The organism is Sunxiuqinia sp. A32 (genome assembly GCF_052690465.1).
On the sequence record NZ_JBQYLI010000006.1, the window covers coordinates 74,706 to 96,499 of the forward strand.

The following is a 21,794-nucleotide window of genomic DNA, read 5'->3' on the forward strand; positions in this document are numbered from 1 at the left end:
TATGAAAAAATATATTGCAGAAGGTGTCTTAACTTTTATAACTCTTAGCATACTAGTATTCTTTATTATATACCCTCCTGCAAAAAAAGATATTATTCTTGTTGAACCCGAGCCAATAATTACTCCCGAACCTGTTTTAAAATTTGGCTTACCAATTGATTCATTCTTTGTTGAAAAATCGTCAATTGCACGAAATCAAAACCTGTCAGACATTCTTTCAAAAAAGGGGGTCTCTTACCAAACCATTGACCAACTGGCTCGAAAATCAAAACCATTATTTGATGTAAGGAAAATAAAATACAAGAACCCGTACTACTTATTTTTGAGTCGTGATACTGTCCATCAGCCACTATATTTTGTTTATGAAATAGACCCGGTTGATTATGTCGTATTCGAGCTCAATGACAGCCTGGATATTTACCGCGGGCAAAAACCCATTGAGACCAAACTTAAAACGGCCTCCGGAACTATCCAATCTTCGTTATGGAATAGCATGACTGACAACAATGTCAATCCTGTATTGGCGATTGAGCTCTCCGAAATATATGCCTGGACAATTGATTTCTTTGGAATCCAAAAAGGAGACAAATTCAGGGTAATTTATGAAGAACGTTATGTGGATAGTACTTCAGTCGGAATTGGCCGAATTTACGCGAGTCAGTTTCAGCATATGAATGAAGATTTTTATGCTTTCCTTTTTGAACAAGACAGTTTGGAGAGTTTCTTTGATGAGGAAGGAAAAAGCTTGCGAAAAGCTTTTTTGAAAGCGCCTTTACGATTCTCTCGCATCAGTTCACGATTTTCGTATAGTCGAATGCATCCGGTACTTAAATATCGCCGTCCCCATTTAGGTATTGATTATGCAGCTCCCACAGGAACGCCTGTTCAGTCAATTGGAGATGGGATTGTCACGAAAAAAGGTTACCAGAGAAGCGGCGGTGGTAATTATATATACATAAAACACAACTCAGTTTATACTACCTGTTACATGCATTTAAACGGTTATGCAAAAGGAATTGCTCCGGGGGTTCGCGTAAAACAAGGACAGGTGATTGGCTATGTAGGAAAAACAGGACTAGCTTCGGGACCGCATCTTGACTTCAGGGTTTTCAGAAATGGTTCGCCAATGGATCCTTTAAAAGTAAAAGCTCCACCTGTTGAACCCGTAAAAGAAGAAAACCTACCAAACTACAATTTATTCAAAGATTCTCTTATGAATGAATTACAGAAGGTAAGTTTTCCTGAAACGATTGCGGTGAAGAATTAGTCTATTCTTCTTCCTCCATTATGATTTCTTCAATCACACGGGGAAAATGTTCATATTCTAACACATGAACCTTTTTTGCGACATCTTCAGGAGTGTCACTTGGTGAAACTTCACATGTTGTTTGAAAAATAATGTCACCATCATCATACTTCTCGTTCACGTAATGAATAGTGATTCCACTTTCCTTTTCCTTATTCTTAACCACTGCTTCGTGTACAAAACTTCCATACATTCCTTTTCCGCCATAACGAGGTAACAATGCCGGGTGAATGTTAACAATGGTGAATTCTTCCGTTAAACTACGTGGAACTAACCAAAGGAATCCGGCCAACACAATCATGTCGATCTTTCTTTCGTCTAGCATTTCCAACACCTCAACACTATTGTAAAGCTCTTCTCTTCCAAAAGTAAATGTTTCAATCCCAAGCCTTTCAGCTCTAATCAAAGCATATGCATTTTCATTATTCGACCACAAAGAGTCAATTTCAATATAACGGTTGCCCTTAAAATACTCGATAATATTCTGGGCATTAGTGCCTGAGCCCGAAGCAAAAATGGCAATTTTCTTCATAGAGGATATATTTTCTAAAATTTTAAATTGAACATTAGAATAAACTGTTCGATTATAGTTGGACATATATGTTCCGCTAAGCCCCAAACAGCTATTTATTTCAAATTTTCTTTGATATATTTTGGGTAAATTTATTACTTTGCACCGGATTTTTGAAAAACAAATTTGAATATTAACTTAAAATTAGAACTATGTCTGACATTGCAGGTAAAGTAAAAGCAATTATTGTCGACAAATTAGGCGTTGACGAAAGCGAAGTAACCAATGAAGCTTCTTTTACAAATGACTTAGGTGCAGATTCTTTGGACACTGTTGAATTGATCATGGAATTTGAAAAAGAATTTGATTTGGCTATCCCAGACGATCAGGCTGAAAAAATTTCTACAGTAGGCGAAGCTATCTCGCACATCGAAGCTAACGTAAAGTAATAAATCAGAAACAACTTTTATGGAATTTAAACGGGTAGTTGTAACCGGACTTGGAACCATTAACCCGCTTGGTAATTCTATTGAGGAATATTGGGAAGGGATTAAATCTGGGAAAAGTGGTTGCGCTCGAATTACAAAATTCGATGTGGATCTACAAAAAACCCAGTTTGCATGTGAAGTTAAAGACTTTGATCCTACAGTTTATGTAGAGAAAAAAGAAGTGCGTAAGCATGACCTTTATACTTTATTTGCATATGGAGCAGCACAACAGGCAATTGAAGATTCAGGCATTGACCTTGAATCTATTGATACCGACCGTGCCGGCGTGATTTGGGGTGCAGGTATTGGAGGTCTTCAAACATTCTTTGAAGAAGCCAGAGCCTACAACATTGAACGTCCCAAGTTCAATCCTTTCTTCATTCCTAAAATGATTGCTAACATTGCAGGTGGTCTACTCTCTATCCGTTATGGATTCAGGGGGCCTAATTTCACGACGGTATCGGCTTGTGCTTCGGCATCCCATGCTATGATTGAAGCATTCAATTATATACGAATGGGTAAAGCAAACCTATTTATTACCGGAGGTTCAGAAGCTGCAATTAACGAAGCAGGATTAAGTGGTTTTAACTCCATGCGTGCACTTTCTACCAGAAATGATGATCCTACTACTGCATCTCGTCCATTTGACAAAGACCGCGATGGTTTTGTAATGGGAGAAGGTTCTGGAGCCCTCATTTTTGAGGAATATGAACATGCTGTAAAACGTGGAGCAAAAATTTATGGAGAAGTTGTAGGTGGTGGAATGTCAGCAGACGCCTACCACATGACTGCCCCAGACCCGGAAGGAAAAGGCGCTTCATTGGTCATGAACTGGGCACTTGAAGACGCTGGCATAAAACCGGAAGATATTGATTATATCAATGTCCATGGAACCTCTACCCCACTTGGGGATATTGCTGAGCCAAAAGCAATTCAAAAATGTTTTGGCGATCATGCTTATAAATTAAGTATTAGTTCTACCAAATCAATGACTGGCCACTTACTTGGTGCCGCTGGTGCTGTTGAAGGTATTGCATCTATACTTGCCTTAAAAGAAGGTATTGTTCCTCCAACGATTAATCATTTCACTGATGATCCGGAGATCGATAATAAGCTTGATTTCACATTCAACAAAGCTAAAAAACGTGAAATGCAATATGCATTAAGCAACACGTTTGGTTTTGGTGGTCACAATGCGACAGTAATTTTCAAAAAATACTGATAAACGTGATACGAACGATTGTTCAAAAGATAAAACTCTTTTCTTCTAATAGAAAAGAGTTTTATTTATTTCTTAAATCATTGTTCGATATTTATCCCAGCAACTTGAATCTTTACGAAACTGCTTTAATTCATAAATCAGCATCGAAACTGGATTCTCAACAAAACTGGGTAAATAACGAGCGTCTTGAATATCTAGGCGATGCTATTCTCGGGGCTGTAATCGCTGACTTTTTGTATAACCGATATCCGAATATGGATGAAGGTTTTCTAACTCAAATGCGCTCCAAATTAGTCAATCGGAGTTTCTTAACAGAACTCACGTTCCGAATTGGCCTCAATAATTACATCAAGTCAAAAACAAATAACACAGCTGAGAACAGCCACATTTACGGAGATGCTCTGGAAGCATTAATAGGTGCTCTTTATCTAGATAAAGGATACCATACCACCAAACAATTTATAACACGCAAACTTTTACTGGATTACGTTGACTTAATTGAAGTTCAGCGCTCCAATACCAATTACAAAAGCCAACTTATTGAGTGGAGTCAAAAGGTGAAAATGGATATTAGTTTTGAAACTACAGAGCATCCTCAAAACGACAATAATCAACCTTCGTTTATGTCCAAAGTTATTCTGGAATCTGATGAAATTGGGAAAGGAGAAGGAGCATCAAAAAAAGAAGCTCAACAAAATGCATCGGCTAAAGCATTAGCCTATTTGAAACAGAAATACCCGGCAACTTTCTAAAAAGAAAAGGCGGAACTTTGTAGCTCCGCCCTAAAAACCAAAACCTAAATTCACCTTGTAAAACTCAGTTAAACCCAAAACTGAGTGTCGACATTTCCTCAATGCCAGTATCACAAATATAGCTATATTTGAGGGGGTTTATTGCTAATTAATGTTAAAGCCTGTTAAGAATTATTGCCAAATATGCATCCTCGAAATGAAGGCTGTAATCCAATGTTAAATATTGTTAAGCCCTGAAATAACGTATATTTTAAAGGCTATCTTTGTATCTATGAGTAGGAAAATTATTCTTAGTTTGATTGTTTTGATGGCGTTGGTGATGACCAGCCTAATTTTGGTTCAAACCAACTCGATTAAGAAAGCTTTTCAAATTAAAGAAGAACAGTTTGACCAAACAATTAATCGGACAATAGTTGCTGTTGCTCGACTTCTTGAGCAGAACGAAGCATCTTTGTTAATGAGAGAAAATTACATTTCTCAAGGAAATTCCTCAAATCAAATTTTTCCGAATTCTAATCGATCAAATATAATTCAGGGTTCGAACAGTCAGAATAGTATAAGCTTTTCTTATTACCGCTTTTCTCAACAAAAAAACAATTCGTCCAGTAACTTTCAAGAAGAATTATCCATTAGTTTTTCAGATTCACTCGCTGCAAAATCAAACGAACGAGGCCGTCCCGGGGAGTTCCCATCTGCGTTTGATATGATACATGATTACGACACTTATATGCGCGAGCAATATGAACAACGCTTAAATGAGCAGGCAAATTATTACCGAATACTTCGCTATCAATCACTATTTTCAAACCTACCGGTTAAGGACCGAATTAACCAGCAATTACTTGATAGAGCTCTTAAAACAGAATTTAGAAATAGTGGTATTAACCTGGATTTTAAATATGCAGTAAAAGTATACCCTCAAGGAAATGAGCAACATGTTTTGGGAGATCGTGATTATGCTCCGGGCAAACGCAAACAATATCAAAACTTACTGTTCCCAAATGACTTACCGGATCCCAAACCAGTATATTTAAGTGTCTATTTTCCAAAAAGAGAAAGTTTCTTGCTAAAAGAGACTGGAATTATGGTGATACCTACTGCCTTACTTACAGCGTTGTTAATCGCTATTTTTGTATACACCATTTTGATCATTTTAAAGCAAAAAAAATTATCAATGATCAAGAATGACTTTATTAATAACATGACTCATGAGCTGAAAACGCCAATCTCAACGATTTCGTTAGCGAGTCAAATGCTTCACGACAATAGCATTAGCAATACCCCCAGAACCATTGAGCATGTTTCAAATGTTATTTTGCAGGAGAGTAAACGATTAAGTTTCCAGGTTGAGAAAGTGCTGCAGATGGCTGTTTTTAATGAGGGACGTTTAAAATTGAAGTTTAAAGAAGTGCGTATTAATGAGCTTATTAATAATGTAATCCTTAACTTTGAACTACGTGTAAAAAACAAGGATGGGGAATTAACAGCGGACATTCGTGCGGAAAACGACCAAATAAAAGGGGATGAGGTTCACGTTACCAACGTTATTTTTAATTTATTAGATAATGCAGTAAAATATAGCAAAGGGAAACCGATAATCACGGTGTCTACTGAAAATCAAAAAGATGATATCGTAATTACTGTAACAGACAAAGGGATTGGTATTCCAAAAGAACACATTGATCAGATTTTTGAACGCTTTTACAGAGTTCCTACTGGTAATGTGCATGATGTTAAAGGATTTGGCCTTGGATTGAGTTATGTGAAAAAAATTGTCGACTCCCATCAAGCAAAAATTAAGGTGGAGAGTGTCATAAATAAGGGAACAAAATTCACCCTATATTTCCCTCTAAATTTGAAAGAAAATGGAAAAAAAAGTAAAACTATTATTGGCAGAAGACGATGAAAATTTAGGTCTGCTTTTAAAAGAATATCTGATAGCAAAAAATTTTGATGCTGACTTATACGGAGATGGAGAGGTTGCATATCAAGGTTTTCTAAAAAAACAAGATTATGATTTATGTATCCTCGACATCATGATGCCGAAGAAAGACGGAATGTCTCTGGCCAATGATATTCGAATGCAAAATCATGATATCCCTATTATTTTCCTGACGGCAAAAAACTTAAAGGAAGATGTCCTTGAAGGTTTCAAAATGGGAGCTGATGATTATATCACCAAACCATTTAGCATGGAAGAACTCATCTTCCGTATTGAAGCCATTTTGCGGCGCACATCGCAAGAAACAAAAAACAATGAGCAATCCGTTTACAAATTAGGAAAGTTCAGTTTCGATCCAAGAAAACAAACCTTATCGACCGATGAAGATTCGGTAAAACTTACCACCAAAGAATCTGAATTGTTACGATTACTTTGCAACAATGCGAATAAGGTTCTCGAACGAAATTTTGCACTAAAAACGATTTGGATCGATGACAACTACTTTAATGCGCGAAGTATGGATGTTTACATTACCAAACTAAGAAAGCATTTAAAAGATGAACCAACTGTTGAAATCATCAACGTTCACGGTAAAGGATACAAATTAATTCTATGATTTAGGCATCAGCACGGATAACAGAAACGGCTTCTCAAATGAGAAGCCGTTTCTGTTATCTTATATTTTCTGCTTACTCAAACATATCCTTCATCTTCTCGAAGAAATTCTTATCCCCACTTCCAGGTGTTTGCTTAAAGTTCTCCGACTCCTGAAGCTTTTCAAGCATCTTTCGTTCCTCAGATGAAATTTTCTTTGGCGCCCACGCATGAATACGAACTAACAAATCACCTTTTCCATATCCATTTACGTCTGGCAAACCTTTACCTCTCAATCGCAATATTTTCTCAGGCTGAGTACCTTCTTCAATTTTAACTTTCACTTTATTTTCCACCGTTGGAATCTCTGCAGTAGTTCCTAAAATAAAATCCGGCATACTCAAGAAAAGATTGTAAATCAGATTATTTCCATCACGAATCAAATCCGGGTGAGATTCTTCGTGGATAACCACTAGCAAATCTCCGTTCACTCCTCCCCGTCTTCCTGCATTACCTTTACCTGAAACATTCAATTGCATCCCTTCGCCAACACCAGCTGGAATTTTCACAGAAACAACTTCTTCACCACGAACAACGCCTTCGCCATGACAGCTTGTACATTTATTCTTGATGATTTGTCCTTCGCCATTACATGACGGACAAGTAGCGGTAGTCTGCATCTGCCCAAGCAGAGTATTAGTAACACGAGTCACATGACCGCTCCCTCTACAAGTTGAACAGCTGGTAAAATCAGAACCTCCCTGAGCGCCACTTCCATGACAGCTATCGCAGGTTTGATATTTCTTAAGCTTCAGTTTCTTCTCAACACCGTTTGCTATATCTTTCAGGCTTAATACAACTTTTAATCGAAGGTCCGACCCACGGTGAACACGTCGGCTGCTCCCACGACTGCGAGAGCCGCCAAAGCCACCAAAACCGCCAAAGCCGCCTCCTCCAAAAATATCACCAAACATCGAGAATATATCATCCATCGACATATCGTGCTGGCTAAAGCCTCCTGCTCCGCCACTAACCCCGGCATGCCCATACTGATCGTAGCGCTGACGTTTCTCCGGACTGCTTAAAACTTCATACGCTTCAGCAGCCTCCTTGAACTTCTCCTCAGCTTCTTTATTATCCGGGTTTTTATCGGGATGGTATTGAATGGCTTTCTTCCTGTAAGCTTTCTTGATCTCCTCTGCAGAAGCCCCTTTACTCACCCCCAATATTTCGTAAAAATCTCTTTTTGTCATGGTGATTTTTGTTTTGCCTATTCGCCAATTACTACTTTCGAGAAGCGAATAACCTTTTCATTAAGGATATAACCTTTCTGGATTACATCAACAACTTTCCCTTTCAACTCTTCTTTTGGAGCAGGAATTTTGGTAACTGCTTCATGCAAATCAGTGTCAAACTCCTGTTCGATAGCTTCTATTTCCTTAATCCCATTTTGCTTCAAGAAGTCCTGAAACTTTCCATAAATCAAGTTCACGCCTTGCTTCAAAGGATTTTCATCTTCCATTTCACTAAATGCAACAAGTGCACGCTCAAAATCATCAATAACTGGAAGAATATTTACCAATACGCCTTCGCCGCCAGTTTTCATCAATTCCATCTTTTCTTTCAAAGTGCGCTTCCGGTAATTGTCAAACTCAGCCTGCAAACGAATATGTTTATCTTTCATTTCAGCAAGCTCATCTTCAATCTTTTTGATCTTTTCTTCAGCTTTATCTTTTGTTGACTTCTTTTTTTCTGATTTCTTATCCTTTTTGCTTTCTTTTTCAGCAGTTTCAACTTTCTCTGAAGTTTCCTGTTCTTTTAAGTCTTCCACTTCTTGTTCCTTTTTAATTTTTTCCTCTGCCATGTTTTAAGCGATTTAATTTTACGGTTTGACAGTTTACAAAAATATTGCCATTTGTCTTTAAAGGACATTTTGACATTTATTTTCAGAATGAGCTGTCAAAAGTATAAAAAGAAAGGCAGCACCCATGTACTGCCTTCCACAATATTGAATCTGATAATGTTATTTTAAAAGTTTCTCAAGCGTATTTGTCAATAATGGCCCTCTCAGTCCTTTTGCAACAATCACTCCATCTCCATCAATAAGGAAGTTCGCAGGAATTCCTCTCACACCATAAACGGCAGCATACTTTGAACTCCAGCCCATAAGGTCGCTCACGTGGTACTCCCATGAAAGTTTGTCATCACTTATCGCCTGCTTCCAATTCGCTCTGTTTTTATCTAATGAAACGCTAAAAACAGTAAACCCTTTACCACTTTTAAATTTTTTATCTTTGTATGTTTCATACGCTTTTACAACAGTTGGATTTTCGCGTCGGCATGGACCGCACCATGATGCCCAAAAATCAATTAAAACAAGTTGACCTTTCAAATCCGAAAGCTTCAATTCTTTACCATCAATAGATTGTTCAATAATGTTTGGAGCTTTATCACCCACATTGATCCCAGTTTTAGGTTCATCACCTGCAAAACTATTAACACACATCCCTACAATAATGGCAACCAAAATCAAAAATCGTTTTTTCATCATTATTTTTTTTCTGAAGATAAAATATTTGTCAATTATAACAAAAAGAAGAGTTAAATGCTGATTTACAAATCGATAATTTAGAAACATTAACAAAAATCCACCGACATAAAAGGCTAATCTACTCTGGTGATTTTTGCTCCAATTGCATTTAATCGTTGATCAATCTGCTCGTAACCCCTGTCGATTTGCTCTATGTTGAATATTTTGCTTTTACCTTGAGCCGAAAGGGCTGCTATAAGCAAAGCAACACCAGCTCTAATATCAGGAGAAGACATGGTTGTTCCACGCAATTGGTGTTTTTTATTTAAGCCAATTACCGTTGCCCGGTGCGGATCACAAAGAATAATTTGCGCTCCCATATCAATCAATTTATCGACGAAAAACAGCCGACTCTCAAACATCTTCTGATGTATCAGCACGCTTCCTTTGGCCTGTGTGGCAACCACTAAAAATATACTCAGCAAATCCGGAGTCAAGCCGGGCCACGGAGCATCAGCGATGGTCATAATTGAACCATCAATAAAAGTATCAATTTCATATTCATCCTGAGCCGGTACAAAAATATCATCGCCCCGTTTCTCTATGCGAATACCTAATCGTTTAAAGGAATCCGGAATAATACCCAGGTGTTCTATTCCTGCATCAGGAATGGTAATTTCAGAACCAGTCATGGCAGCCAAACCAATAAAACTTCCAACTTCAATCATATCCGGTAAGATATGATGATTGCATCCATTTAAACTATTTACACCTTCAACATGCAAAAGATTTGAACCAATGCCTTCGATTTTCGCCCCCATACTCTCCAACATCCTGCAAAGCTGTTGCAAATAAGGTTCACAAGCAGCATTGTATATTGTGGTTTTTCCTTCTGCCATAACTGCAGCCATCAAAATATTGGCAGTTCCTGTAACTGAAGCTTCATCCAATAGCATGTAGCGACCTTTCAGACCATTGGTTTCTACACTGTAAAAATAATTTTCTGCATCGTAATTAAAAGAAGCGCCCAGATTTTGAAGACCAACAAAATGGGTATCCAACCGACGACGACCAATTTTGTCACCACCTGGCTGAGGAATATATGCCTGGCCAAAACGAGCAAGCAATGGACCAACAATCATAATTGACCCACGCAAGCGAGCTGCTTGCCTGGCAAATTTTTCAGTTTGTAGATAATCGAGATTAACCTGATCGGCTTGAAATGAGTATGTTCCTTTTTGAACCTGTTTCGTTTTTACACCTAGCTCACCTAAAATCTCAATCAATTTGAGTACATCCCGAATTTCCGGGATGTTTGTTATGGTAACAAGTTCTTGTGTAAGGAGTGTGGCACAAATAACTTGTAATGCTTCGTTTTTTGCACCCTGAGGTTTTAATACCCCTTTAAGTTTAGTTCCACCTTCAATTTGAAATGTTGCCATCCCGAATAAGTTGGTTAGTCGTTTTTGCGATGTTTCTTACCTGGACCTCTTCCCACTGTCTTGGTCTTTGGGCGAGCATTTCGATAAAGAATCTCTTTTGTATCTGTCAAATCAAGATCTGTTCTTTTAATTCTACCCTTTGATAAAATTTCAAGATCGGCATAGATCTTTTCATCATCTACGGTGTCCTTATTCCAAACCAGAAAGCATTTTTTCATGTGATTAGCCAAAAGCTTAATTAATTGCTCCTTCTCTTCACCGCTTTCATATGCTGCAGCTTTTTCAATTAATGCCTGCATGGTTTTACCATAGTGACGTTGCCTTATAGTATTTTCACTATAAGGAACTATTTTGGGGCGCTCTTGAAATGTTTCCTTTTTGGGAGGATCATACGGATAATCAATATCCAATTTAAAATCAGACATAATTGCCAGGTGATCCCAAAGTTTATGTTTAAAATCGTTGATATCTCTTAAGTATGGATAAAGGTTTCCCATTATATCAATAATCGTTCTTGCCGCACGATTCCTCTCATCGCGGTCCTCGATGGTCATAATGTGATCCACCATATTTTGAACATTACGCCCATATTCAGGCAGGGGTAACTTCGATCGGTTCGAATTATAATCCATTTAATAAATCTTATCTATAAAATCTTGTATCAAATAAAGGTCGATAAATCAGGTAATTGTCATGGGTAAATGAGCATGAAGGCAATTCTTAACTGCAAATCTAACTGAAAATATCTTGAGAACAAACCTTTTCAATAAATTCTTATCTCTCTCAACCCACAAAAACCTGTATATAAGCATACTAGCGAACTATTTTCAATTTTGCAAATTTGAGTAACAATTGCTTCTGTCCTGTATTCTTAAAAAAAACTGTTGCCTTAAGATTAGGAAAACTTCCTTCTATTTGAAGCACTTTCCCTTTCCCAAAACGCTGATGCTCTACATTCATACCAGCCTGTATATCACGAGGATCATCCCCATCAGCAGTATTTGCTTCCTTTTTTGCCTCCCGAAGTTTTACTAGTTTTTGATTTAATCCCGGCTGATCACTTCGAATGGGTCTTCGATTTTGAATACCAGCATTGGGCTGTGCTCCAAACTTACTTTGGGTTCTATTTAGTGGCTCATCAAATCGAATTTCATTGCTCTCTTCCGGCAGGTCTAAATATTGATTGTCCAAATCTTCGATAAAACGACTGGGATTGCAAAAATCCAATTTTCCCCAGCGATAACGTTGACGTGCATAGCTTATATACGCATTTTCCTCCGCTCGGGTTATTGCTACATAAAAAAGTCTTCGTTCTTCTTCGTATGCCTCCGGACTCATATTATTCCCAAAATTATTAGACGGGAAAAGATTCTCTTCCAATCCAACAATAAACACATTCTTAAATTCCAGACCTTTTGCTGAATGAACCGTCATCAAAGTAACTTTATCCCTATCTTCATCTTTTTCAGAATCCTGGTCTGTCAACAAGGCAACATCTTCCATATAGTTACCTAATGAATTAGGCAAACCTTCTTCTCGTGCATTGATGGTAAATTCCTGAATACCATTCAACAATTCCTGAATATTCTCAAATCTACTTAATCCTTCAGGAGTTTTATCATTGTACAGGTCTTTCATAAGGCCTGTTTGAGTAGCTACTTCTGTCGCCATTTCATACGCATCAGCAAACTGATTCTTTTCTGCAAACTGATTGATAGTTGCAGCAAATTGCTGAATTTTTGTAAGTGTCCCCTTATTCAATCCTGCATGATTTTCAGTACCACTTTGAAGGACAATATCAAAAACACTTGTGCCAACAGCAAGCGCCGCTTGTTCCAACTTGGTTAACGTGGTAGCTCCAATTCCTCTTGCCGGGTAATTAATAATTCGTTTCAGCGCCTCATTATCCTTAGGATTAATTATTAAGCGAAAGTATGAAAGCAAGTCCTTAATTTCTTTCCGTTGATAAAAAGAAAGTCCCCCATAAATTTTGTATGGAATATTACGTTTTCGCAAAGCTTCCTCAAATATTCGGGACTGTGCATTTGTACGATATAAAATGGCATAATCCTCGAACATGTAATGCTTACGCATTCTGGTTTCAGTAATTTCATTGGCCACCAAATATCCCTCTTCATTATCTGTAATAGCCTCCATTACCTTGATCAAATTACCCTGATCTCTTTCCGAAAAAACGCGTTTAGGTATTTGTCTTTTATTTTTGGCAATTACACTATTTGCAGCATTTACAATTGTTTGGGTAGAACGATAATTTTGCTCAAGTTTAAATATCTGATGTTTTGGATAGTCTTTCTGGAAGTTCAGTATATTTTCAATTCTCGCACCGCGGAATGAATAAATACTTTGTGCATCGTCGCCTACCACACAAATATTATGATGAGAAGCAGCCAGGTTCTTGATAATCAAATATTGTGCAAAATTGGTATCCTGATACTCGTCAACCAGCAAATAGTCAAACCGTTGCTGATATTTCTGAAGAACTTCTTTATGGTCTCTAAAAAGAATATTGGTACGTAATAGTAAATCATCAAAGTCCATGGCACCAGCAAGCAGGCAACGCTTATCATATTCCTTATAAATCTCACCAATACGAGGCATTCGAATACTCATATCATACTCGCGAACCTGGGCATTATTTTGGTAGGCAACCGGAAGAATCAAGCTATTTTTTGCTGAGGAAATCCTACCAGAAACAACGTTGGGCTTGTAGGTTTTATCATCCAGCTGAAAATCTTTAATGATGGTTTTTATTAAGCTTTTTGAATCTGCTGAGTCATAAATTGTGAAATTGGATGGGAACCCGATAATCTCAGCTTCTGTCCGCAAAATCCGAGCAAATATGGAGTGAAAAGTACCCATCCACAAATACCGGGCAACGTTTGCACCAACAATCTTCGCAATACGCTCTTTCATTTCCTTCGCAGCCTTGTTTGTAAACGTAAGTGCTAAAATACTGCCAGGTTTTGCCCCCTTCTTTATCAAATGAGCAATTCGATAGGTAAGCACGCGTGTTTTCCCGGATCCTGCACCAGCAATAACCAACGAAGGACCGTCAATTGTCTCAACTGCCTTTCTTTGTGATCCATTCAATTCATCCAAATAATTCACCATCACATATCTTTTTCGAAATGAGCTTCAAAAGTATAACCTATTTTTTACTTTCACGAAACATGGGATTAGGTAGTTTTCAACAATGTTCTTCAGGAAAAAAATCGAAGCCCGTAAAAGATAATTCAATTTTTAGCGTTAACATTGTATTGTTGAATAATACAAGTTGAAATACGATAATGAACCCACGAATCAAAAATAGCATTTTAATTTTTCTTTTTACCCTAATCGCCATTGGCTCAAAAGCACAAATTACAGCAAACGCTGACACATCAGTTGTTACAGATTACACCTCTGGAACCCAAGATTCAATTTATATTTTTTGCGGCAACGAAGGAGATACCAATGCGAATCTAACAGCAAGTTTTTCATCAGGAGCCGGGGCCAATTACGAATGGTTAAAATACGACAATACATCCGGAACTTTTACAGCTTTCCGAAACGATAATAACGGTACAACATCTTCAACAATTGACAATCTGGAAGATGGTGGATACCGGGTGAATGTAACTTCAGGCACCTCAACAGAAACTTACACAGCATGGGTATTTAACAACTGGTATACCGTAACTGCGAATATCGCAGAATCAAATTGCGACTACCTTCAACTGGATGGATCTTTTGATCAAGCTAGTTTCTCCTATTATGATCTTTCAAATGGAAATGCAATTGAGCTTTTTAAAGACGTCAAAGTAAGATGGGAAGCTGATGGAGCAAACATTTCAGTTATCATTGCCCCACAGCTATACAATCCTCCGCCAAGAGAAACAGAATATATACTCACTGCCTATGACCGTTTTAATTGCAGTGGATCTGATACAATCACTTATAATTCAATTGTTACAGAGGCCAAATTCACCGCGTCCCCCATGGAAGGTGAAACACCGCTTGAGGTGAGCTTTATCAATGAATCAGAGAATGCTGATGAGTATGAATGGTTTTTCTTTCGTGATTTGATTGACATTAAAAAGGAAGCCGAAGAAACCGGGACAGTTTCTGATAGCATCATGGATAATGCGATAGACGAAAGTCCAACATATATTTATAACGAATCTGGAACGTATGACGTGAAGCTTGTCACTACGAAAAATTCCGAATTCTACACCTGTACAGACACATTTTACCTGGAAGGTTTTATTGTGGCAGATACTTCCTTTATTGAAGCTCCAAATGTGTTTACACCAAATGGTGACGGAAGTAACGATCAGTTTATTGTGAAGTACTGGTCAATCAAGAAAATTAAAATCAGCATTTTTAATCGCTGGGGTAAAAAAGTGCATTTCTACGAAAATAATAATGTTCCGGGATTTGAAATCACGATGGAAGAATCAGCATGGGATGGCAACATTGGAGGACGAAAAGCGAGTCCAGGAGTTTACTACTATGTAGCTGAAGCCGTTGGCCGTGATGACCGAAAACGGTGGGCTCATGGATTTGTTCACCTTTTCACTGAAAAGTAAAATCCAAAACTTTGTTAGAGGAATTCAACTATCCGTACCACTCCCGTTCCCTGCCGGATAGATTTTTCAACGTATCAATGGCAATATTTACATCGTTTACCAGCTGAAAATCAAACATTCCAACACAAATAAAATCTGCACCATTTTCAAAGGCCCACTTAAATCCATCCTCGGGCTCGATAGCTCCTGCCGCTAACACCTTAAATCCCATAACAGGAACTTTTGCCCGATTTACAAATTCAATGGTCCGATCAGGGAAAAGACAAAATATATTATTGTGAAATTTATTATGATCCAAATAATTCGTTCCATCGACTTCAAAAGGCACCCGGTTTTCCATGGGATGAGCAGACCAATATTGATCATGATGCATCGTTTTCATATAATAATCAGGGATAATTCCTTGTTCTTCACAAGCAATTAGCGAATCTACTGTATGCGATGCCAATCCTGCGGTATATCCCTGAGTGCGAATTTTATCCAACATCTTTTCAATCACATCAAACTTCCCATCACGAACCAACCAATCACACCAATTGCCTTGCACCTGCACAATATCAACACCATAATCAATCGCCTTATTAATATTGACGAAATAATCATTTTTATCCATTTCGGGAGCAACTTGCGAAATGACCTTTATTTTACTTCCGGTCATCTGTTTATACTTTCGAATTAATGGATTCGACGGAAAACCAATATTGATGGTATCAATTCCGGCACTTTCCGCCAGCATTAAAGTTTCATAAACTTTCTTTTCCGTGTTATAAGCCTTAAACAAAGAGGGAACATAAATTAAATCTCGAGAATGAGCCCAACCACCTATTAAATTTCCACCAAGTACCAGCCGGCTTATGGAATGACTTCCAATTTTCCCTTTAGGCAATTCGCCTTTCAATTCACTAAGAGCACTTTGCTTTACTTGAATAGTTGCACCAGACATTACATCCACACTATACTTTTTCTGACTTTGGAATGCGCTTACTCCCACAACTCCAAGTATTGGCAAAGTTGCCAGGTTTTTTAAAGCCTCTCGCCTTGTATTAACTTCGCTAATAGGCTGCTCATCTTTTTTCTCCTTTGACTTTCTCAAATAAGAGATGAAACGATCCACCCCATATCCTCTTTCTTTTAAGAAAAGAAAGAAAACCAACACGACAGCTTCTATAAATATTCTATTGACAATATATACACTGCCTTCGGTCTGCATTACCAGGGATGCTCCAAATGGTGGGTAAGCAAAATAATACATAGAAAGCAATACAATACCTGCTATCGACGCATATCGGATAAATACGCCTAGAAACAAACCAAGACCGATCAGAATCAATCCATAGATATTTAACAAATCAACAACTTGGATCAAAAAAGACGAAGATGCGAGCCAATGATAAAAGATGGAAATAAAACTATTGGAATTAATGAGAAAATTATAAGCTGTCCAATCTTCGGCAAACAACTTTGAAACTCCTTCAAATAGGAAATGCCAACCAATTGCAACACGAAGAATTGTAATGAAAAACTGTCGGGCGTGGAGAGATGACACAGGCTTCATAAGTAGTTAGTTTAAATAGGTTTGACTGCTAATGTAGATATTTTTTAGCAAAAATCTATCAAACAACCAATTTACAAACAAACACCTGTTTTAATCTATCAACTCATGAAACGGAAAAAGGACGAAAAGCATAACTCCCCGTCCTTTTTATATTGTGTGGTTTTGATTTATTTTTTCCCTTTATCGTAGCTATGATCATGAACCGCTCCAACAGACCTTCCAGAAGGATCCGCATTATTTTGGAAAGACTCATCCCAAGCAAGAGCTTCGGCAGTACTACACGCAATAGATGGTACCGATGGCACACAAGACGCTGCAGTGTCTGATGGAAAATGCTCTGCAAAAATTGAACGATAATGATACTCCTCTTTTGATCTTGGAGTATTAATTGGAAAACGGAATTTTGCGTTATCCATCATTTCATCAGTCACCTGGTCACTTGCAACCTGCTTCAATGTATCAATCCATCCATATCCAACGCCATCCGAAAATTGTTCTTTCTGACGCCATGTTACACTTTCAGGTAAAATATCTTCAAAGGCTTTGCGAACAACCCATTTCTCGATTTTTCCATCCTTTGCCATTTTATCTTCCGGATTAATCCGCATTGCTACATCAATGAATTCTTTATCAAGGAAAGGCACACGTCCTTCAACTCCCCATGCAGCAAGAGATTTATTTGCACGCAAACAATCATAAAGATTCAATTTACTAATTTTTCTCAATGTCTCATTGTGGAATTCTTCAGCATTCGGTGCTTTGTGGAAATAAAGGTATCCTCCAAAAATCTCATCTGCTCCTTCTCCTGTCAATACCATTTTAATTCCCATTGATTTGATAACACGCGCCAACATATACATTGGAGTGGAAGCACGAATCGTTGTTACATCGTAAGTCTCAATATGGTAAATTACATCACGAATAGCATCTAACCCTTCTTGAATAGTATAGTGAATTTCGTGGTGAACCGAACCAATATGATCTGCAACTTTACGTGCTGCAGCTAAATCCGGAGAACCTTCCAAACCAATAACGAATGAGTGTAACTGCGGCCACCAAGCATCTCTCTCGTCTCCATCCTCGACTCTCTTGTTTGAGAATTTTTTAGCCAATGCAGAAGTAATAGACGAATCCAAACCTCCTGAAAGAAGCACTCCGTATGGTACATCTGACATCAGTTGACGATGAACTGCATCTTCCATTGCCTTTTTCAAATCGTCAATGCTGGTGGTATTGTTTTTTACATTTTCATAATCCATCCAGTCACGGTTCCACCAACGTTTCAATTCACCGTCTTTGCTAGACATATAATGTGCCGGAGGAAATTCTTTGATTGTTTTACAATACCCCTCCAATGCTTTCAATTCTGAAGCGACATAGAAGTTACCGTGCTCATCCCATCCCATATACAAAGGAATGATACCAATGTGATCACGAGCGATCAAATACTCATCCTTTTCCTGATCGTAAATAGCAAAAGCAAAGATTCCATTCAAGTCTTCCAGAAAATCAACTCCCTTATCTTTGTACAAGGCTAAAATTACTTCACAGTCAGATCCTGTCTGAAACTCGTAAGAATCTTCATATTTTTTACGAATTTCGGTATGATTATAAATTTCACCATTTACTGCTAAAATCAGATTTCCATCTTTGCTATACAATGGCTGACCTCCTGATTCAGGGTCGACAATAGATAATCTTTCATGAGAAAGAATTGCTTTTTCACCACAATAAACACCCGACCAATCCGGTCCACGATGACGTACCCTTTTGGACATCTTTAAAACTTGTAGCCTCAAATCTTGAGAATCAACCTTCAAATCGAAAGCACCAACAAATCCACACATATTGAATATTTTAAATATCTATTTCTAGTCTTCATAACTATCAAGGGCTCAAAAATAATCGTTTTGTTTTATTTTAAAAACACAAACTGACATTTTTCTAATTAAATTCAGATAAAATTGACAAATAAACCATATTATTGACTATTTATTTTCAATTTGAAATTCAATAAATATTTAATCACCCCCTTAAAAAAGACAAATTCCGCTCAAAAAACATATAATAAAAACAAACAACATTAAAAAAATCCACCCTCATCCGAAAATAAATCAAATATTTTCAACACACCCCCTAAAGACCAATCAATGCACTCAAAAAAATAAAAAATACAAAAAAAGACAGTCAAAAGACTGTCTTTCATTTTATAATCTTTATAAAATAACTTAAACATTAAATCTGAAATGCATGATATCACCATCCTGAACAACATATTCTTTCCCCTCTATGGCCATTTTCCCAGCTTCCTTACATGCCTGTTCAGATCCTAACGAGATAAAATCATTGTATTTAATAACTTCTGCCCGAATGAAACCCTTTTCAAAATCACTATGAATTACTCCGGCAGCCTGCGGTGCTTTAAATCCCTTTTTATATGTCCAGGCTCTTACTTCTTTAACTCCTGCGGTAAAATAGGTTTCTAATTGCAACAATTTATAAGCAGACTTAATCAATTTGTTAACTCCTGATTCCTGAAGTCCTAAATCTTCCAAGAACATTTGTCTTTCATCAAAGTCCTCGAGTTCCGCAATGTCAGCTTCCGTAGCAGCCGCAATCATAAGCATTTCAGCATTTTCATTCTTGATAGCCTCCTTAACGGCATCCACAAACGCATTACCACTCACCACCGAAGGTTCATCAACATTACAGATATAAAGAATTGGCTTATTTGTAAGCAACTGTAAATCTTTCGCCAGCTTACTATCACTATCATCCACTTCAACAGTTCTAGCCGATTTCCCTTGCAACAATGCTTCTTTGTAAATCGATAATACCTTAAACAATCTTTTTGCTTCCAGATCATTTCCCGTTTTAGCCATCTTCTCAACTTTCGCAATCCGGGCTTCAACGGTCTCCAAATCTTTCAATTGCAACTCAATATCAATCGTTTCTTTATCCCGAACCGGATCAATTGTTGTATCAACATGAGTAATATTCTCATTCTCGAAGCAACGCAAAACATGGATTATTGCATCTGTTTCCCGAATATTTCCAAGGAATTTATTCCCTAATCCTTCACCTTTACTTGCACCGCGAACCAAACCGGCTATATCAACAATCTCCACAGTAGTAGGCACTACTCGTTGTGGATTCACCAGTTCTTCCAATTTGATTAACCGATCGTCAGGAACAGTTATCACACCAACGTTTGGTTCAATTGTACAAAAAGGAAAATTTGCCGACTGCGCCTTCGCATTAGACAAACAATTAAACAATGTTGATTTACCAACATTTGGCAATCCCACAATCCCGCACTTTAAAGCCATTTTTATCTTCTTAAAAATTGAGCGGCAAAGTTAATGCTTTTTAGCTATTTTTGGATACACGAAGCAAAGCTGTAAATTAATTTAATAAACAATTTGCATCTTTATACGACAAACGTGTCTATTACACCTAATACCAAATAAATGATTATAAAAAACCTGTCAATCGATTGTGTAATTTTTGGATTCGATGGAAACAATATAAAAGTTTTGCTCACACAACATAACGCAGCTTTTCTGAAAGAACAACTAGAATCCATGCCCGACTACGATGAGCTCAAAGATTTATACAGAGATCACCCGGCCTTGGTTGATAAAAATTCATGGAGCATATTTGGTGCCCATTTGCCAGCAGAAATGGATTTAGATCAATTTGCATCTGATTTCTTAAATGAAATAACAGGAATGTCGGATGTATTTCTGAAGCAATTTCACTGCTTTGGTCAAAAAACACGAGTACCTCATTACCGGGTTGTAACTGTCGCCTATTATGCGTTGATTAATCCAGCTAACCATCAACTCAAGAAATCAATAATCACCAATGAGTTAAAATGGTTTACACTGGACAATCTTCCAAAATTGAATTTTGATCATCGTGATATCGTCCAAAACGCATTGGAAAATCTCAGAAAAGAAGTCAGATACCATCCCATCGGATTTCACTTGCTCCCCGAAAAGTTCACCTTAACCCAAATTCAGACTTTGTATGAAGTGATTTTGGATAAAAAAATGGACACCCGAAATTTTCGAAAAAAGATAAATAATATGGGTTTGCTCATCGACACAGGTCAAAAACAACAAAACGTATCTCACCGTGCTGCAAAACTTTACAAGTTTGATATTAACGTTTACGAACGATTAAAAAATGAAGGACTTAAATTTAGAATTGAATAGTTCTAATTAATTTTGCAAAAGGAATTAAACTATTCCGAGCAAAAACAATCTCTAGTATAAACGTTTATAAGGCAGAATGAGCAATGACCAGCAATTGATTGAAGAACTTCAAAACGAAAGCACAAAAAGGAATGCTTTCGGAACGCTGGTATCAACTTATCAAGAGCGATTGTATTGGCACATTCGTAAAATTGTTCTGAATCATGACGATAGCGACGACATCCTTCAAAACACTTTTGTGAAAGCATGGAAAGGAATTCATAATTTCAGAGCCGAATCGGGTATTTATACATGGCTGTATCGAATTGCAACCAATGAATCTTTAAGTTTTCTGGAACAGAGGAAAAGAAAATCAATGGGCGGGATGGATGAAATTAAAGACTATTTATTGGAGAACCTGGTGACTGACACGTATCTGGATGGAGATGAAATCCAGATGAAACTGCAAAAGGCAATCGCCTTACTTCCAACCAAACAACGATTGGTTTTTAACATGAAGTATTTCGATGAAATGAAGTATCAGGACATGGAAAAAATTCTCGAAACGTCAGAAGGAGCACTTAAAGCGTCTTATCATCATGCAGTTAAAAAAATTGAAGAATATTTAAAATCAGAGACATAAGAAAAGTAATTTCACACCTCG

Annotated in this window: 19 protein-coding genes; 9 read left to right on the forward strand and 10 right to left on the reverse strand. The window is 37.5% G+C overall.

Annotated features, from left to right (window positions below; all coding sequences use genetic code 11):
- The first annotated feature begins 1 nt into the window (after position 1).
- On the forward strand, positions 2–1,267 hold the full coding sequence (locus tag ACUNWD_RS07850; RefSeq protein WP_445587242.1) for a M23 family metallopeptidase: 1,266 nt from the start codon (positions 2–4) through the stop codon (positions 1,265–1,267).
- 1 nt (position 1,268) lies between these two features.
- On the opposite strand, the gene purN is transcribed toward ACUNWD_RS07850, so the two are convergent.
- On the reverse strand, positions 1,269–1,838 hold the full coding sequence (gene purN / locus ACUNWD_RS07855; RefSeq protein ID WP_445587243.1) for a phosphoribosylglycinamide formyltransferase: 570 nt from the start codon (positions 1,836–1,838) through the stop codon (positions 1,269–1,271).
- A 191-nt stretch (positions 1,839–2,029) separates the two neighbouring features.
- Between purN and ACUNWD_RS07860 the strand changes: the two genes are divergently transcribed.
- From ACUNWD_RS07860 to rprY, 5 genes are all read left to right on the forward strand, one after another.
- Positions 2,030–2,266: an acyl carrier protein gene (locus ACUNWD_RS07860; protein WP_053181687.1), complete on the forward strand. Its 237-nt coding sequence runs from the start codon at positions 2,030–2,032 to the stop codon at positions 2,264–2,266.
- Positions 2,267–2,285: 19 nt separating this feature from the next.
- The gene (gene fabF / locus ACUNWD_RS07865) at positions 2,286–3,527 is read left to right on the forward strand and encodes a beta-ketoacyl-ACP synthase II (RefSeq protein WP_445587244.1); all 1,242 of its coding nucleotides are present in this window, start codon (positions 2,286–2,288) and stop codon (positions 3,525–3,527) included.
- 5 nt (positions 3,528–3,532) lie between these two features.
- Entirely contained in the window at positions 3,533–4,279 is a 747-nt protein-coding gene (rnc, locus tag ACUNWD_RS07870; RefSeq protein ID WP_445587245.1) for a ribonuclease III, read from the forward strand.
- A 271-nt stretch (positions 4,280–4,550) separates the two neighbouring features.
- Complete coding sequence (locus ACUNWD_RS07875) at positions 4,551–6,185, forward strand: sensor histidine kinase (RefSeq protein WP_445587246.1); 1,635 nt, start codon at positions 4,551–4,553, stop codon at positions 6,183–6,185.
- Entirely contained in the window at positions 6,145–6,837 is a 693-nt protein-coding gene (gene rprY / locus ACUNWD_RS07880) for a response regulator transcription factor RprY (protein WP_445587247.1), read from the forward strand. Before ACUNWD_RS07875 ends, rprY begins: the two co-directional genes overlap by 41 nt.
- 73 nt (positions 6,838–6,910) lie before the next feature.
- On the opposite strand, the gene dnaJ is transcribed toward rprY, so the two are convergent.
- The 6 genes from dnaJ to ACUNWD_RS07910 form a co-directional block, all read right to left on the reverse strand.
- Positions 6,911–8,068, reverse strand: a complete 1,158-nt coding sequence (dnaJ, locus tag ACUNWD_RS07885) for a molecular chaperone DnaJ (RefSeq protein ID WP_445587248.1) — start codon at positions 8,066–8,068, stop codon at positions 6,911–6,913.
- Positions 8,069–8,085: 17 nt separating this feature from the next.
- Complete coding sequence (locus ACUNWD_RS07890; RefSeq protein WP_445587249.1) at positions 8,086–8,679, reverse strand: nucleotide exchange factor GrpE; 594 nt, start codon at positions 8,677–8,679, stop codon at positions 8,086–8,088.
- 159 nt (positions 8,680–8,838) lie between these two features.
- Positions 8,839–9,363, reverse strand: coding sequence for a TlpA family protein disulfide reductase (locus tag ACUNWD_RS07895; RefSeq protein ID WP_445587250.1), 525 nt, complete (start codon positions 9,361–9,363; stop codon positions 8,839–8,841).
- A gap of 116 nt (positions 9,364–9,479) precedes the next feature.
- Positions 9,480–10,787 carry a UDP-N-acetylglucosamine 1-carboxyvinyltransferase gene (gene murA, locus ACUNWD_RS07900; protein ID WP_445587251.1) on the reverse strand — a complete coding sequence of 436 codons (1,308 nt, stop codon included), beginning with the start codon at positions 10,785–10,787 and terminating at the stop codon, positions 9,480–9,482.
- 14 nt (positions 10,788–10,801) lie between these two features.
- On the reverse strand, positions 10,802–11,419 hold the full coding sequence (locus ACUNWD_RS07905; protein WP_445587252.1) for a DUF4290 domain-containing protein: 618 nt from the start codon (positions 11,417–11,419) through the stop codon (positions 10,802–10,804).
- A 181-nt stretch (positions 11,420–11,600) separates the two neighbouring features.
- Positions 11,601–13,919 (reverse strand): ATP-dependent helicase, encoded by a 2,319-nt coding sequence (locus ACUNWD_RS07910; RefSeq protein ID WP_445587253.1) that lies wholly within the window; start codon positions 13,917–13,919, stop codon positions 11,601–11,603.
- A gap of 176 nt (positions 13,920–14,095) precedes the next feature.
- On the opposite strand from ACUNWD_RS07910, the gene ACUNWD_RS07915 reads away from it, so the two are divergent.
- A complete protein-coding gene (locus ACUNWD_RS07915; RefSeq protein ID WP_445587254.1) occupies positions 14,096–15,376 on the forward strand; it encodes a T9SS type B sorting domain-containing protein in 1,281 nt (426 codons plus the stop codon).
- Between the two features lie 28 nt (positions 15,377–15,404).
- Here ACUNWD_RS07915 and ACUNWD_RS07920 read toward each other — a convergent pair whose 3' ends face one another.
- The 3 genes from ACUNWD_RS07920 to ychF form a co-directional block, all read right to left on the reverse strand.
- Positions 15,405–16,931 (reverse strand): DoxX family membrane protein, encoded by a 1,527-nt coding sequence (locus ACUNWD_RS07920; protein ID WP_445587255.1) that lies wholly within the window; start codon positions 16,929–16,931, stop codon positions 15,405–15,407.
- A gap of 167 nt (positions 16,932–17,098) precedes the next feature.
- Positions 17,099–18,778 carry an asparagine synthase B gene (gene asnB / locus ACUNWD_RS07925; protein WP_445587256.1) on the reverse strand — a complete coding sequence of 560 codons (1,680 nt, stop codon included), beginning with the start codon at positions 18,776–18,778 and terminating at the stop codon, positions 17,099–17,101.
- A 381-nt stretch (positions 18,779–19,159) separates the two neighbouring features.
- Complete coding sequence (gene ychF, locus ACUNWD_RS07930; RefSeq protein ID WP_445587257.1) at positions 19,160–20,260, reverse strand: redox-regulated ATPase YchF; 1,101 nt, start codon at positions 20,258–20,260, stop codon at positions 19,160–19,162.
- 141 nt (positions 20,261–20,401) lie between these two features.
- Between ychF and ACUNWD_RS07935 the strand changes: the two genes are divergently transcribed.
- Positions 20,402–21,151: an NUDIX hydrolase gene (locus tag ACUNWD_RS07935; RefSeq protein WP_445587258.1), complete on the forward strand. Its 750-nt coding sequence runs from the start codon at positions 20,402–20,404 to the stop codon at positions 21,149–21,151.
- A gap of 76 nt (positions 21,152–21,227) precedes the next feature.
- Entirely contained in the window at positions 21,228–21,773 is a 546-nt protein-coding gene (locus ACUNWD_RS07940) for an RNA polymerase sigma factor (protein ID WP_445587259.1), read from the forward strand.
- Positions 21,774–21,794: the final 21 nt, after the last annotated feature.

Coding starts and splice junctions, on each gene's coding strand:
- ACUNWD_RS07850 (WP_445587242.1), top strand. CDS start 2: ATGAAAAAATATATTGCAGAAGGTGTCTTAACTTTTATAACTCTTAGC.
- purN (WP_445587243.1), bottom strand. CDS start 1,838: ATGAAGAAAATTGCCATTTTTGCTTCGGGCTCAGGCACTAATGCCCAG.
- ACUNWD_RS07860 (WP_053181687.1), top strand. CDS start 2,030: ATGTCTGACATTGCAGGTAAAGTAAAAGCAATTATTGTCGACAAATTA.
- fabF (WP_445587244.1), top strand. CDS start 2,286: ATGGAATTTAAACGGGTAGTTGTAACCGGACTTGGAACCATTAACCCG.
- ACUNWD_RS07875 (WP_445587246.1), top strand. CDS start 4,551: ATGAGTAGGAAAATTATTCTTAGTTTGATTGTTTTGATGGCGTTGGTG.
- rprY (WP_445587247.1), top strand. CDS start 6,145: ATGGAAAAAAAAGTAAAACTATTATTGGCAGAAGACGATGAAAATTTA.
- dnaJ (WP_445587248.1), bottom strand. CDS start 8,068: ATGACAAAAAGAGATTTTTACGAAATATTGGGGGTGAGTAAAGGGGCT.
- ACUNWD_RS07890 (WP_445587249.1), bottom strand. CDS start 8,679: ATGGCAGAGGAAAAAATTAAAAAGGAACAAGAAGTGGAAGACTTAAAA.
- ACUNWD_RS07895 (WP_445587250.1), bottom strand. CDS start 9,363: ATGAAAAAACGATTTTTGATTTTGGTTGCCATTATTGTAGGGATGTGT.
- murA (WP_445587251.1), bottom strand. CDS start 10,787: ATGGCAACATTTCAAATTGAAGGTGGAACTAAACTTAAAGGGGTATTA.
- ACUNWD_RS07905 (WP_445587252.1), bottom strand. CDS start 11,419: ATGGATTATAATTCGAACCGATCGAAGTTACCCCTGCCTGAATATGGG.
- ACUNWD_RS07910 (WP_445587253.1), bottom strand. CDS start 13,919: ATGGTGAATTATTTGGATGAATTGAATGGATCACAAAGAAAGGCAGTT.
- ACUNWD_RS07915 (WP_445587254.1), top strand. CDS start 14,096: ATGAACCCACGAATCAAAAATAGCATTTTAATTTTTCTTTTTACCCTA.
- ACUNWD_RS07920 (WP_445587255.1), bottom strand. CDS start 16,931: ATGAAGCCTGTGTCATCTCTCCACGCCCGACAGTTTTTCATTACAATT.
- asnB (WP_445587256.1), bottom strand. CDS start 18,778: ATGTGTGGATTTGTTGGTGCTTTCGATTTGAAGGTTGATTCTCAAGAT.
- ychF (WP_445587257.1), bottom strand. CDS start 20,260: ATGGCTTTAAAGTGCGGGATTGTGGGATTGCCAAATGTTGGTAAATCA.
- ACUNWD_RS07935 (WP_445587258.1), top strand. CDS start 20,402: ATGATTATAAAAAACCTGTCAATCGATTGTGTAATTTTTGGATTCGAT.
- ACUNWD_RS07940 (WP_445587259.1), top strand. CDS start 21,228: ATGAGCAATGACCAGCAATTGATTGAAGAACTTCAAAACGAAAGCACA.